The organism is Brevibacterium sp. OS20, from assembly GCF_056837565.1.
Window position 1 is genome coordinate 2,711,078 of sequence record NZ_CM166367.1, and the last position, 12,876, is coordinate 2,723,953.

Annotated in this window: 14 protein-coding genes; 4 read left to right on the forward strand and 10 right to left on the reverse strand. The window is 64.9% G+C overall.

Annotated features, from left to right (window positions below; genetic code table 11):
- Window positions 1–59: 59 nt before the first annotated feature.
- From rnc to ACVZTU_RS12170, 6 genes are all read right to left on the reverse strand, one after another.
- On the reverse strand, window positions 60–764 hold the full coding sequence (gene rnc, locus ACVZTU_RS12145) for a ribonuclease III (protein ID WP_025777329.1): 705 nt from the start codon (window positions 762–764) through the stop codon (window positions 60–62).
- Between the two features lie 4 nt (window positions 765–768).
- Window positions 769–972, reverse strand: coding sequence for a 50S ribosomal protein L32 (rpmF, locus tag ACVZTU_RS12150; protein ID WP_025777330.1), 204 nt, complete (start codon window positions 970–972; stop codon window positions 769–771).
- 2 nt (window positions 973–974) lie between these two features.
- Window positions 975–1,538 (reverse strand): YceD family protein, encoded by a 564-nt coding sequence (locus ACVZTU_RS12155; protein ID WP_227492764.1) that lies wholly within the window; start codon window positions 1,536–1,538, stop codon window positions 975–977.
- A 74-nt stretch (window positions 1,539–1,612) separates the two neighbouring features.
- Window positions 1,613–2,803 (reverse strand): MFS transporter, encoded by a 1,191-nt coding sequence (locus tag ACVZTU_RS12160; protein WP_139468819.1) that lies wholly within the window; start codon window positions 2,801–2,803, stop codon window positions 1,613–1,615.
- A gap of 3 nt (window positions 2,804–2,806) precedes the next feature.
- A complete protein-coding gene (coaD, locus tag ACVZTU_RS12165) occupies window positions 2,807–3,325 on the reverse strand; it encodes a pantetheine-phosphate adenylyltransferase (RefSeq protein WP_139468820.1) in 519 nt (172 codons plus the stop codon).
- 71 nt (window positions 3,326–3,396) lie between these two features.
- Window positions 3,397–4,155, reverse strand: coding sequence for a GntR family transcriptional regulator (locus ACVZTU_RS12170; protein WP_139468821.1), 759 nt, complete (start codon window positions 4,153–4,155; stop codon window positions 3,397–3,399).
- Window positions 4,156–4,271: 116 nt separating this feature from the next.
- Between ACVZTU_RS12170 and ehuB the strand changes: the two genes are divergently transcribed.
- Genes ehuB through ehuA form a run of 4 tightly spaced genes read left to right on the forward strand, consistent with a single transcriptional unit; the run spans window position 4,272 to window position 7,440 of the window.
- Window positions 4,272–5,150, forward strand: coding sequence for an ectoine/hydroxyectoine ABC transporter substrate-binding protein EhuB (gene ehuB, locus ACVZTU_RS12175; protein ID WP_139468822.1), 879 nt, complete (start codon window positions 4,272–4,274; stop codon window positions 5,148–5,150).
- A 22-nt stretch (window positions 5,151–5,172) separates the two neighbouring features.
- Complete coding sequence (gene ehuC, locus ACVZTU_RS12180; RefSeq protein ID WP_482400486.1) at window positions 5,173–5,985, forward strand: ectoine/hydroxyectoine ABC transporter permease subunit EhuC; 813 nt, start codon at window positions 5,173–5,175, stop codon at window positions 5,983–5,985.
- Complete coding sequence (gene ehuD, locus ACVZTU_RS12185) at window positions 5,985–6,641, forward strand: ectoine/hydroxyectoine ABC transporter permease subunit EhuD (RefSeq protein WP_139908457.1); 657 nt, start codon at window positions 5,985–5,987, stop codon at window positions 6,639–6,641. The genes ehuC and ehuD overlap by 1 nt, the downstream gene beginning before the upstream one ends.
- Window positions 6,628–7,440: an ectoine/hydroxyectoine ABC transporter ATP-binding protein EhuA gene (gene ehuA / locus ACVZTU_RS12190; protein WP_139468825.1), complete on the forward strand. Its 813-nt coding sequence runs from the start codon at window positions 6,628–6,630 to the stop codon at window positions 7,438–7,440. The genes ehuD and ehuA overlap by 14 nt, the downstream gene beginning before the upstream one ends.
- On the opposite strand, the gene rsmD is transcribed toward ehuA, so the two are convergent.
- Genes rsmD through thiL form a run of 4 tightly spaced genes read right to left on the reverse strand, consistent with a single transcriptional unit; the run spans window position 7,437 to window position 12,861 of the window.
- Window positions 7,437–8,039, reverse strand: a complete 603-nt coding sequence (gene rsmD / locus ACVZTU_RS12195; protein ID WP_139468826.1) for a 16S rRNA (guanine(966)-N(2))-methyltransferase RsmD — start codon at window positions 8,037–8,039, stop codon at window positions 7,437–7,439. The two genes, ehuA and rsmD, sit on opposite strands and share 4 nt — an antisense overlap.
- Window positions 8,040–8,049: 10 nt before the next feature.
- Window positions 8,050–10,197 (reverse strand): ATP-dependent DNA helicase RecG, encoded by a 2,148-nt coding sequence (locus ACVZTU_RS12200; protein ID WP_482400487.1) that lies wholly within the window; start codon window positions 10,195–10,197, stop codon window positions 8,050–8,052.
- Window positions 10,194–11,825 (reverse strand): DAK2 domain-containing protein, encoded by a 1,632-nt coding sequence (locus ACVZTU_RS12205; protein WP_482400488.1) that lies wholly within the window; start codon window positions 11,823–11,825, stop codon window positions 10,194–10,196. The genes ACVZTU_RS12200 and ACVZTU_RS12205 overlap by 4 nt, the downstream gene beginning before the upstream one ends.
- 1 nt (window position 11,826) lies before the next feature.
- Window positions 11,827–12,861 (reverse strand): thiamine-phosphate kinase, encoded by a 1,035-nt coding sequence (gene thiL, locus ACVZTU_RS12210; RefSeq protein WP_482400489.1) that lies wholly within the window; start codon window positions 12,859–12,861, stop codon window positions 11,827–11,829.
- Between the last annotated feature and the right edge of the window lie 15 nt (window positions 12,862–12,876).

Sequence of the window (12,876 nt, forward strand, 5' to 3'; positions counted from 1 at the left end):
GTGACCCTCGATTCGATCAGGCATGCGCCCGTGAGCGCACAAAGAGACCACGGTGAGGCTCAGCGCCGGTAGTCCGGGTAGATGGTGCGGATGGCTTTGACGGCTACCTCGGCGGCCGCGGCTTCGGCGGCCTTCTTCGAGGATCCGTCGCCGGCGCCCCAGTTGTTCGCCCCGAGCATTGCGGTGGCGGTGAAGACCATCGCATGGTCGGGACCCGCCGAGGTGATCTCGTAGCTCACTGCGCCGAGGTCGAGGTCGGCAGCGGCCTCCTGCAGGGTGGTCTTGAAGTCCATCCCGGCCCCGAGGTTGACCGCGTCGTCGAGCATTCCGTCGATGAGGCGGTGGACGAAGGCAAAGGCCTCTTCGCGTCCGCGGGAGACGAAGGTCGCGCCGATGAGGGCCTCGACCGTGTCGGCGAGGATCGAGTCTTTGTTCCGGCCTCCGGTCAGCTCCTCACCCTTGCCCAGCAGAATGTGCTCGCCGATGCCGTGTCGGCGGGCGATCGACGCGAGGGCACGCGTGTTGACGACGGCCGAACGCATCTTGGCCAGCTGGCCTTCGGGCAGATCCGGGTTGTCGTAGAACAGCGACTCGGTGGCGACGAGGCCCAGAACGGAGTCGCCGAGGAACTCGAGGCGCTCGTTGGTGGGGATGCCACCGGCCTCGAAGGCGAAGGAGCGGTGCGTGAGCGCGAGACGAAAAGTCTCGGGATCAATATCGATCCCGAGACTCTTCTTCAGTGCTGCTGTGGTGTCAGTGTCCACAGTCTCAGACGTCAGCGACCTTGCGGCCCTTGTACTCGAGGTACAGCGGGGTGCCGGCTGCGTCTTCGACGACCTTGGCCTGGTGGGGGCGCGAGTACACAACGCGACCGTTCTCCACAGTCTTGACCAGGTTCGGAGCCTTGGCCTTCCACTGCGAACGACGGTGGCGGGTGTTGCTGCGCGACAATTTACGCTTCGGAACAGCCACGTCTAGCTCTCTTTCTTCTCTTCCAACAGATTCTTCAATGATGCGAACGGCGATTCGGATTCGTCCTCGTCCACCTCGAGGTCCTCCCCCAGGGTGTAGCTGAACTCCTCGCTCTCATCCCGTGAGGGATTGAACGGCAGAGCCATCACGACGGCGTCTCTGATCGCGGGCTCGAGGTCGAGCTGATCCCGGTCGATGACGTAGGAGTCCTCGTCCCCTTCGGCCTGCTCATAGACGTACATCTCCTGGATGTCCACATCTATAGGCAGCTCGATGGGTTCGAGCGTCCTTGCGTCTTCGCCGCGGGCCGTCGCCGAGACTGTGCCCGACACGTAGATCCCCTCCGACACACTCTCGAACATCAGCTCGAGCGTCAGTGGTGAACCTTCCGCAACCCCGATCACTTCGATCTTGAGATCCGCTGGAGCCGACAAGGTGGTGTTCACCCGTTCCCACTCACCCGGATGACCGAGCAATCCCATGGATCTGAGATCATAGACGAATTCAGATCTGTTCTTCATGCCCTGTCCTCCTGGTGCGTTTGAGGATGTCGCTCCTGCGTTCACACGCGACTCACCATTCTAATCATTGTCAGCGGCCATTACCAATCGGGTCCGTCCCGCCGCGCAGGTGTTCCTGCTCACCATTTCTCGTGCTGGTTGCGCCAGGTGACGCCGCCGGCCAGGAGGAGCAGTGCGCCGGAGATCGTGAACACGATCCCGGAACCGGCGATGACCGTGAGCGCCGAGGCGGCCGATGGGATCGCGACCTGGCTGAGCCGGTTGCCCGCCAAGCGGATCGACAGCACCGCGGCCCGGTTCGCCGGATCCGAGAGCGTCGACACCCAGGTCATCGTCAGCGGCTGGGTGAGACCGAAGCAGAAGCCCGCGATCGTGAGCAGGATCGCCAGCGTCCACGGTTGGCTGAGCACGGGAATGAGGACCACACAGAGCCCAGCCGCCGCCGAGGCGGTCCACAGCAGGGAGAGATTCCGCCATTTCCGCGTGAGGAAACCGATGAAGAGCCGGGAGATCACCGAGGCGAAGGTCCGTGCCGCGAGCAGCCACGTCACCGTCGTCACCGACAGTCCGTTCTGCTGACCGATGAGCGGCAGATAGGCGGTCATCAGATCCACGGCGGCGAGCGTGGCCATGGAGGCGAAGATCGCGGGCTTCATCCCCCTCACCGACAGCAGAGCCAACGGGGCGATGGCGCCTTCGGCCGCCTCGGCGCGGGAGACGTGAGGGGTCCGGCCGCGGAGCATGACGATGACGGCGGCGATGAGGGTCAGCGCTGACAGTGCGGTCATGAACCACAGCGCGTTCGTGATCGCGGTATCACCTGTGGTGGCGTCGGCGACAATGCCGGCCAGGGGCAGGCCGATGGTCTGTCCGATCGAGACCCCGAGGGTGAGGTGGCCGAACTTCGCGGTGAGCTTCGAAGCGGGGAAGCTCTGCGGGATGAGCGCCTGGGAGGCGACCGTGGTGAGCAGCTGGCCGAAGCCCAGGCTCATCGTGGCGATGAGGAGCACGCCGAGGTTGGGAGCGGTGGCCGCGAGCGCGACGGGCAGGATCGACAGAGCGGTGCCGACCCACAGCACCGCCGTGGCGTACCCGCGGTCGACGAGGCGGCCGACGAAGAGCGCGGTGAGCAGTGGGACGAGTGAGTACACCGCGGTCATGAGACCGAGGACGACTCCTGATCCGCCGAGCTCCAGAGTGCGGTAGGAGATGAGGACGCGGACGCCGTTGTACGTCGCGTGCGCGATGACGGTGTGGATGACGAGGCCCGGGAACCAGGCCCTATTGGCAGGATCGGCGGCTGCGCTCATCCCTCAGACGACGCTGTCGTCGTTCGCGGCCGCGGGTCCGCGGCCGCCCAATGCCTCCAGCACCGAGGTGGGGACGAGGCCTTCGATGTTCCCGCCGCCTCCGTGGACTTCCTTGATAAGTGAGGAGGAGACGTGTTCGAACTTCGGGTCACCGGGGACGAAGATCGTTTCGAGTTCGGACAGGTGCTTGTTCATCAGCGCCATCGGCAGTTCGTAGGCGAAGTCGGTGCCCGACCGCAGGCCCTTGACGACGGCGGGGGCGCCGATTCTCGTGCAGTAGTCGACGAGGAGGCCCCCGGAGACGAGGTCGATCGTGATGTTCTGCGCTTCCCGGGCGCGTACATCTTCGGCCAGGGACCGGCGGATGAGGTCGGCACGGATCTCCGGGTCGAAGCGACCGGATTTCGAAGGATTGTGGACCACTGCCACGACGACCTCTTCGAACATCCGAGAGCTGCGGGCGATGATATCGAGATGACCCATGGTGATCGGGTCATAGGAACCGGGGCAGACGACCTTCATGCCCTCATCGTATCGTCTGCCCCGATCAGAGGCGGGCAGATCCGTGTGACGGACACGTAAGGTCGCGACCGTCAGTGCGTCTGTTCCCGCAGTCGCAGCCACTGGTCGTCGGCGGAAGTCTCAGCGTCGGTGCCTTTGACCACCTGCCCGTCGAAATCATCAACCGGTCCGTGCAGGCGGGAGGCCGCCTCGGCCATGATCCGGGCGACGATGGCAAGGGAGCGGGGTTCGTCACCGGCGGCGACCGCCTCGGCGAGGTTCCTGTGACTGTCCAGGACATCGCATCGGACCTCATAGCCGCGCTTGTCCGACAGCGACAGCAGCCGGGTGTGGACCATCGAGACCTTCATGAGGTCGGTCAGCCGCGCCGATCCGGAGCACGCGACGATCGAATGGTGGAAGTTGAGGTCGGCGTCGCCGATCGTGCGCGCGACGTTGTCCTCGATGGCGTGCTCGAGCTCTCGCAGCGCCGTGCCGATCCGTGACGTGGACCGACCCTGCCTGATGACGAGCCTGACCGCCTGCGATTCGACCGCCTCGCGCACGGCATAGACGTCGTCGATATCGGCCGTGCGCATGCGTCTCACATGCACACCTCGTCCGGGAGCATGCGTCATCACGCCTTCGCTGATGAGGCGCTGCAGGGCCTCCCGCAGAGACGGCCGCGAAACCTCGAGCAGCTCAGCCGTGCGCACCTCGTTGATCGACTGCCCTGGCTCGAGCGAACCGGAGTAGATGGCATTGCGCAGCTGGTCCGCAATGAGGTCGATCGTCGAGGACCGGACCACTTTGCGCAGCACCGGCAGCTCGGAAGCAGGAGGATTCGTCACGGTCACGATCATATAACGTTGTCAGACAGTGTGACATTCGGACAACATGAGTATTGAATACTGTTTCAGAGACGCACGTCACGATGATGTGTCGACGTTCAAGGAAGGAACAGCACATGAAACTCAAAGGACTGGCCGCCGCGACATCGATCCTCGCGCTGACGCTGACCCTCGGTGCCTGCGGCGGAAGCGACTCCGACAAATCCACCCTGCAGAAGGCCGTCGACGACGGAAAGATCACGGTCGGCTTCGCCGGTGAAGCCCCGTACAGCTTCGAAGAGGGCGGTGAACTCCAGGGAGCATCGGTGGCACTGGCCAAGGCCGTGTTCAAGGAGCTCGGCGTCGACGACGTCGAAGGCGTCAACACCGAATTCGGCTCGCTCATCCCCGGCCTCAACGCCGATCGCTTCGATGCGATCTCGGCCGGCATGTCGATCCTGCCCGACCGCTGCGAACAGGCCGCCTTCGGTGATCCCGAGTTCATGTACACCACTGCCCTGATGACCAAGGAGGGCAAGCTCGACGGGATGAAGAACCTCGAGGACGTCAAGGAGAAGGGCGTCAAGCTCGCCACCATGACCGGCGCCATCGAGTCCGACTACGCCAAGGACCTCGGCATCAAGACCCAGCAGGTCGGCACCCCGCAGGACGGCATGGACGCTGTGACCACCGGTCGCGCCGACGTCTTCGCGCTCACCGCAATCTCGCTCAACTGGATGGAGAAGAACACCGAGGATTCCGGGGTCGAGGTCAGCGATTCCTTCGTCCAGGAGATCGACGGAGTCCCACAGGTGGGAGCCGGCGCCACGGTCTTCCGCACAGATGACAAGGAACTGCGCGACGAATGGAACAAGGGCCTCGAGAAGATCGTCTCCGATGAGAAGTCGTACCTCGACGTCGTCGGCGACTACGGCTTCACGAAGGAAGAGCGCCCCGACGGTTCGATCACCACCGATCAGCTGTGCAAGGGCGAACTTCCCACCGCTGACTCCTGAGTCGGCGCTGTAGTCACGCACCATGAATGACAATGTCACAACGTTGCTGAACTTCCTCCCACAGCTGTGGGAGGGAGTTCAGACAACCATCATCCTCACGGTCGCCGGCAGCATCGGCGCCGTCATCATCGCACTCATCCTCGGACTGACGATGACCTCGCCGAGCGCCTGGCTGCGCATTCCGGCTCGCATCGTCGTCGAATTCTTCCGCGGCACCTCTCTGCTCGTGCAGCTGTTCTGGCTGTTCTACGTGCTCCCGCTCCTCGGCGTCGATTTCGACCCCATGTCCTGCGGTGTCGCCGCTCTGGCGCTCAACTACGGAGCCTATTCCGCCGAGGTGGTCCGGTCCTCGATCAAGACCGTGGCACCCGGTCAGTGGGAAGCCGCCATCGCGCTCAGCCTCTCCCCCACCCGTCGGATGATCCGCGTGATCTTCCCACAGGCCTGGGCACTGATGATCCCGTCCCTGGCGACGCTGCTCATCCAGCTGCTCAAAGGCACGGCGGTCGTCTCCTTCATCACGCTCTCCGACCTCACAGACAAAACCGAACAGCTGCGTCAGTCGACCGGTGACACGATGTTCGCCTATTCGATCAGCCTCCTCATCTACTTCGCACTTGCATGGCTGCTCCAGGAGTTCATGAACTTCCTCGAACGCAGAGCGACGAAAGCTCTCGGCCGCCGTCGCCCGAACTCTCGCACCGATCGCCGTGCGGCCAGGCGTGCAGCCCGTGCCGACGCCGTGCGCAAAGACCGTCTCAAGTCACACGTTGCCGCCGGTGAAGGCACCAACCACACCAAAGGTCCGTTCCCCGGGCAGGGAGGTGACCTCTGATGTGGAATTGGGAATTCGCCGCCGAGGCACTGCCGATCCTGCTGCGCGGTTTCGTCAACACTCTCATCGCCACGGTCGTGGGCACCGCCATCGCCGTCGTTCTCGGACTCATCCTCGCCGTCGCCATCCGCGGCCTCCCACGGTGGATCAACTGGCTCATCCGGCTCATCGTAGCGTTCATCCGCAACACCCCGCTGGTCGTCCAGCTGCTGTTCGTCTACTACGCGTTCGCGGATATTCCGGGACTCGTCGATGTGCCCGCTCTGGTGATCGGCTTCATCGTCATCGGCATCCACTATTCGACGTACATGTCCGAAAGCTACCGCGCCGGAATCGATGCCGTGCCGCCGGGACAGTTCGAGGCTGCCACCGCGCTGTCGCTGCCGCCGGTGCGCACGTTCACCGCGATCGTGCTGCCGCAGGCGCTGCGGGCAACCATCCCGTCGCTGGGCAACTACGCTGTCGCGATGTTCAAGGACACTCCGTTCCTGTTCGCGATCTCCGTCGTCGAACTCGTCACTGCTGCGAAGGAATTCGGCGGTTCGACCTTCGCCTACACGGAAGCCTTCACCCTGGCCGGAATCATCTTCCTCGCCGCCAGCTACCCGACCTCACTGCTCATTCAGAGATTGGATCGACGCCTTGCCAAGTACTGAGAACACCCCAGCCAATTCCTCCACTCCCGGCGCAGGCACACCGGCGATCGAGTTCAGGGATGTGGAAAAGAGCTTCGGGCCGACCACCGTGCTCAAGGACCTCAACTTCACGGTGGCTCCCGGCGAACGCGTCACCCTCATCGGGCCCAGCGGTTCGGGCAAGACAACGATCCTGCGCCTGGTGATGACGCTCGAGGAGCTCACCGGCGGATATATCTTCGTCGACGGTCAGCCGCTGACGCACGAGGACCGCGGCGGCAAACGCGTGGAACTGCCGAAGAAGCGCACGCGTGAGATGACCACGCGCATCGGCATGGTCTTCCAGCAGTTCAACCTGTTCCCGAACATGACCGTGCTCGAGAACATCATCGAAGCCCCCGTCCATGTGCTCGGCAAGTCCAAGGTCGAAGCCACCAAGGAAGCCAAGGAGCTGCTCGAACGGGTGGGACTGGCCGACAAGGCCGACGCTCACCCGACTCGTCTCTCCGGCGGTCAGCAGCAGCGCGTGGCGATCGCCCGAGCACTGGCAATGAACCCGGAGATCCTCCTCCTCGACGAGGTCACCTCGGCGCTTGACCCCGAGCTCGTCGGGGACGTGCTCGGAGTGCTGCGCGATATCGCCGAGACCACGGACATCACGATGCTGCTGGTCACACACGAGATGCAGTTCGCCCGCGACGTCTCTCACCGCGTGATGATGTTCGACGGCGGTCAGGTGCTCGAAGAGGGTCCGCCGGATCAGATCTTCAACAATCCGCAGCACGAGCGCACGCGCAAATTCCTCTCCAGCGTGCTCTAATCCTCTGCGGCGCTCACTTCGTCCGGCTCTGCGACGAGCTGGACGAAGTGGATCGCGGTCTCGCCGAAGGTCTTCGCCCGAAATACCTCCAGCCCGTCGGGCATCGTCGGCTCCGGCGAACGCGCGGCACGTTCGACGACGACGATGGACTCCATGTCCAGGTGTGTGCTCAGCCGTCTGAGGATCTGCGTGACAGCGTCCTCTCCCAACGGGTATGGCGGATCCATGAACACGAGGTCGAAGACACGTGACTCCGGATTCTCCGGTCCGGGCAGTCCGGCGAGAAAGTGGAGCACGTCCCCGGTGTGGACCTCGGCCGAATGGTCGAGACCGAGCTTGTCCGCATTGGATTCCAGAGCGCGAGTCGCAGCCAGGGATGAATCGACGAAGTCGACTTGTGCTGCGCCCCGCGACATCGCCTCGAATCCGAGTCCACCGGAACCGGCGAAGAGGTCGAGGACGTTCGCTGCAGGCAGCACCCCGTAGCCGTCGAGCATGGAGAACAGGGACTCCTTGACGCGGTCGGACGTCGGTCGGGTGTTCGCCCCCGACGGTGACGACAGTCTGGCGCCCTTATGTGCGCCGGCGATGATTCTCATATCTGCTCCCTCAGCCTGCCTCGATGAAGTGGGCGTCGTCCTCGGGCAGGACGCGCCTGATGAAGGCCTTGAGCGCGGGCACCGCTTCCAGTGTCGGGTCGACCGCGACGATCTGCTCAGCGATCGTCTTCGCTTCGGCGACCATCTCGGAGTCGCGGAGGATCGACAGATGCCGCAGCGACGACCCACCCCATTGGGAGCCGCTGAGCACATCGCCTTCGCCTCGGGCGTCGAGATCGTATTCGGCCAGAGCGAAGCCGTCAAGCGTCTCGGCCACGGCCTGCAGCCGTCCATAGCTCTCATCCTCAGCACTCATCTCGGTGAGCAGGAAGCACAGGGCCGAGCTGCCGTCACGTCCGACGCGTCCGCGCAGCTGGTGCAGCTGTGCGACACCGAAGTTCTCGGCTTCGATGATGACCATCATCGTCGCCCTCGCTACGTCGACGCCGACCTCGATGACCGTCGTCGAGACGAGGATCTCGATGTCGCCTTTGACGAAGTCCGCGAGCACCCGGTCCTTCTCCGCCGTCGACATCCGCCCATGCAGCAGACCGAACTTCAGACCAGCCAGTTCCGGGGTCTCAGACAGCTTCCGTGTGATGTCTTCGATGCCCTGCTTCTGTCCGACTACGTCCCCGGACTCCGGATCTTCGATATCCGTCGGTTCGATTCGCGGGAAGACGACGAAGACCCCCTTCTCAGCCTCGACGGTCTGCCGCATGAGCTCCCGAACCCGGACGTACCAGGCAGGTTGGTCGACGATCGGCACCACATGGGTGGCGACGTCCTTCGGCCCCGCCGGCATCTCGTCGAGCGTCGAGATATCGAGGTCGGCGAAGACTGTCATCGCCACGGTGCGCGGGATCGGCGTCGCCGACATCACGAGAGTATGCGGGGTGGTGTCCCCGCCCTTCGCACGCAGCGCTTCCCGCTGTTCGACACCGAAGCGGTGCTGTTCGTCGACGACGATGAGACCGAGATCTGAGAACATCGTCGACTCCGACAGCAGCGCATGCGTGCCGACGACGATGTCGATGTTCCCGGCGACGAGGTCGAGGGCGAGTTCGCGACGGTCCTTCGCCGGCATCGACCCGGTCATCAGCGCCACCGTCACCTGGTCGTCGTCAGCCAGCAGCGGCGACAGCGCCATCTGCTCGTCGAGGAATGTCTGGATCGAGTGGAAATGCTGAGTGGCGAGCACCTCGGTGGGGGCGAGCATGGCGGCCTGGGCACCGGAGTCGACCGCAGTGAGCATGGCCCGCAGTGCCACGAGGGTCTTACCGGAACCGACGTCACCGTGCAGGAGCCGGTGCATCGGCCGGTCCGCGGCCATGTCCTCAGCGATCTCCTCGCCGACCCTGACCTGAGAGGCGGTGAGGGTGAAGGGCAGGTCTTCGTCGAACCGGCGGCTCTTCGTCCCCTGCGTGAGCAGCGGCGTCGCCTTCTCGTCGGCCAGTTTCGCTTTGCGGGCGGCGAATTCGGTCTGCAGGGCGAGCGCCTCTTCCCATTTCCACCTCAGCCGGGCCCGTTCGACGTCCTCGATCTTCCGCGGTCGATGCATGTCTTCGAGAGCTGTGCGCAGGTCCGGCAGCTCATGAGCGTCCCGCAGCCCCTTCGGCAGCGGATCCTCGAACTCCTCGGGCCCAGCGACGGTGAGCAGGGTCTTGATCGAACTCCACAGCCGGGACTGTGCGATCTTCTTCACAGCCGGGTAGATGGGGAACGGCGAGTTGAGGTCCTCGGGAGTCCACTCATGGTCATCCTCGGTGCGGTTGAGCCACACCGGAGACGCTAGCGTCAGCTGCCCACGGAACGATTCCACCTTGCCGCCGAAGACGACGGTCAGTCCCGGCTTCAGCGACTTCTCCAACCAGTACTGGTTGAAGAACGCGATCTTCATCGACTGCTTCCCGTCATGGACGATGACCTCGGTGATCGTGCCTTTCCGCTGTTTCATCCGCCGCGTCTCCACCCGGATGACTTCGGCCTGGATGATCGCGGTTTCCCCCAGGGGCAGATCCCCGAGTTCCGTGCGCTCCCCGGGGACGAGGTAGCGCCGCGGGAAGAAGCGGAGCAGGTCGGTGACCGAATGCACCCCACGTTTGGCCAGGTTCTTCCGATCGCCCGGCCGGAAGTTGTCTTCGAGCCGGGTCGTCATTCGACCCCCATGATCACGAGCACTCCGGAGTCTCTGGCATCGATGTCCTGGAAGTGGACGGTCTCGTGTGACTTCTGGATCCAGTCACGCAGGTGGTCGAGCACCTCCGGTGCGCAGTCGGGTCCGTGGACGACGGTGAGCAACTCTCCCCCGGCCCCGAGCAGCCGATCAGCGAGCTTCTCCACCAAGGTCCGCAGCTCCGTGCTCTGGGTCTTCGCGCGGCCTTCGATGAAGACCCGGTAGAACTGTGCCGGATGAGCCGCCACTGCCGTGCCCCCACCCGGACCGAGAGCCGTGGCAACGCCCGGAACGCCATCCGAAGTCGATCCTTCGTCCTCGCGGATCACCGGCAGCATCCCCGTCGGAGGGTCGGTGGCGAGCTGATCGGCCGAGTAGATCGTGCCCACCCTCGTGCCCGCGGCCGCTTCGGTCATATCGGCGAAGATCTCCCCCGCCGGAGCGAACGGATCGTAGACGGCCAGGGCCGAGAGCAGGGTGCCGACGTTGCGGGAGCGCACGACGTGCGCACCCAGCCCTGCCAGGGACTTCAGCGCCGAGGTGGAGCTGGGGATGACGATGACCTCCCGGTCCTCGGCGGCGATGAGTTCGGACATCGTCTCGAACAGGTCGCCCACCTCCGGAGTCAGCGCCGTGGCCCCGTTGAGCGCGGTGTGCATGAGCAGTCCCGTGCCCTTGACCAGGGCGATGAGCTTCGTCTCGCCCTCCTCCTCGTGCATCCGCAGGTCTTCCATGTCGAGCCGGGCGATCCCGTATTCGCCGAGGCGGTCGATGACGGTCGCGGCGGTCGTTTCGTCGGCGACGTGGACGTGGACCTTGGCCGCGTTGATGACGATCGAGGTCCCGCCGAGGCGGTCGAGATCCTCGGCGAGCGAGTCCGCGGGGGTGTCGGTGAGGATGGCGACGATCTCGAGTTCGTCGGCGGTGGCTTCGTGGATGATCTTCGGGGCGCGGGCCACCTCGGCGAGCATCGAATCCTGCGGGGTGCGGCCGGTGACGGTGGCGTAGAGGAGGTCGAAGAGTTCGACGATTCCCGTCGATCCGGCGTCGACGACCTCGGCTTCGCGCAGCACGGTGAGCTGTCCGGTGGTCTCCCGCAGCGCCGACCGGGAGCGTTCGCGCACTGCCGCGATGACGTCGATCAGGGAGGCTCCGTCGTCGGCTTGCTCACGGGCCTCGGTGGCCATGGCGTCGAGCACAGTGAGCATGGTGCCGTCGACGGGTCGGGCGACGGCGGCCCGCGCTCGGTCGGACGCGGTCTCCAGGGCGGTGGCCATGGCGTCGGCGGTGGCCACGGTGACTCCGGCCAGAGCATCGGCGACTCCCTGCAGAGCGACAGCGAGGATGAGTCCGGAGTTGCCGCGCGCACCACGTCCGGCTCCGGCGGCCAGTGCCGCGACGACCTGTGGGAGGGTGACGGGGCCGGTGAGCTCTTCGACGGCGAGGTAGGCGGCGCGCAGGGTGTGGTACATATTCGTGCCGGTGTCGCCGTCGGGGACGGGGAAGACGTTGAGCTCGTCGATCTCGGTGCGTTCCTTGCGCAGCCGGTCGACCGCACGGCGGGCCCAGCGCGCGGCCAGACGACCGTTGAGGCTGATGGCGTTGCTCATGTCACTTCCCGAAATGGCTGAAACCGCTCGCCGGCACGGGTGTGCCGTCGAGGCTGACATCGTGTCCGGTGCGGATCTCACCGATTCTCCGCCAGCCTACTCCAGGCACGGCGGACGGCGGCGCAGACGCGGCGAAGCCGTGATCCTCTCCCCCGTCGAGCACCCAGGACAGCGCCAGATCCTCTGCCGTCGTGGCCACCTCCGTTATTCCGACCCCGTCGCCTGACCCTCCAGTCGCCCGTGTTTCGAGCACGAATTCGGCTGCGGGCAGCAGCGGGTCGACGAGGTCGCTCAGCAGGGAACGGTCAAGGTCGATTCCCGCCCCCGAGGCGGTCGCCACCCGGGCGAGGTCGAGGCTGAGCCCGTCGGAGACGTCGATCATCGCAGAGGCCCCGAGCGTGGCCAGCGCACCGTAGTCAGGCTGTGGCGCCAGCTGGGTGTCGATGAGCGAGCGGAGTTCCGGTCCGGCGGTGTCAGGTCGCGCTCCGGCGAAGAGCAGGTCGAGCCCGGCGGCGGATCGACCGACCGTTCCGGCCAGGTAGAGCGAATCCCCTGGCTGGGCGCCGGAGCGCAGAATTGCGGACTCCTCGCCCACGGTCCCGAGTGCGGTGATGGCGATGACGATGAGACCCGAGGACGACAGGTCCCCGCCGATGATCGGCACCGTGCAGTCCAAAGCCGTCCCTGCTCGTTCCGCTTCGTCGAAGAGCCCGGAGTACAGGGCTTCGAGGCAGGCGATGTCCGTGTCATCCGGAACGGCGACGGAAACGAGCAGTCCGTGCGGGATCGCTCCCATGGCACAGACGTCGGCCAGGTTCTGGGCCGCTGCCTTGACTCCGAGCTTCTTCCAGTCCAACCACTCGCGAGTGAAGTCCTCGTTTTCCACGAGCATGTCCGCGGTCGAGACGAGTCGACCCTCAGGTGCGGTCACGGCCGCATCGTCTCCGGGTCCGACGATCACGTGCGTGCTGCTGGGGTTACGGCCCAGCACGCGGGAGATGATGTGTGATTCGCCAAGTTCGGACAGTCGGGTCATGGCTCCAGGTTATCG

Excerpts from the sequence above, each read along its gene's own strand:
- ACVZTU_RS12160 (WP_139468819.1), bottom strand. The coding sequence starts at position 2,803 with ATGAGCGCAGCCGCCGATCCTGCCAATAGGGCCTGGTTCCCGGGCCTC.
- coaD (WP_139468820.1), bottom strand. The coding sequence starts at position 3,325 with ATGAAGGTCGTCTGCCCCGGTTCCTATGACCCGATCACCATGGGTCAT.
- ehuB (WP_139468822.1), top strand. The coding sequence starts at position 4,272 with ATGAAACTCAAAGGACTGGCCGCCGCGACATCGATCCTCGCGCTGACG.
- ehuC (WP_482400486.1), top strand. The coding sequence starts at position 5,173 with ATGAATGACAATGTCACAACGTTGCTGAACTTCCTCCCACAGCTGTGG.
- ehuD (WP_139908457.1), top strand. The coding sequence starts at position 5,985 with ATGTGGAATTGGGAATTCGCCGCCGAGGCACTGCCGATCCTGCTGCGC.
- rsmD (WP_139468826.1), bottom strand. The coding sequence starts at position 8,039 with ATGAGAATCATCGCCGGCGCACATAAGGGCGCCAGACTGTCGTCACCG.
- ACVZTU_RS12200 (WP_482400487.1), bottom strand. The coding sequence starts at position 10,197 with ATGACGACCCGGCTCGAAGACAACTTCCGGCCGGGCGATCGGAAGAAC.
- ACVZTU_RS12205 (WP_482400488.1), bottom strand. The coding sequence starts at position 11,825 with ATGAGCAACGCCATCAGCCTCAACGGTCGTCTGGCCGCGCGCTGGGCC.
- thiL (WP_482400489.1), bottom strand. The coding sequence starts at position 12,861 with ATGACCCGACTGTCCGAACTTGGCGAATCACACATCATCTCCCGCGTG.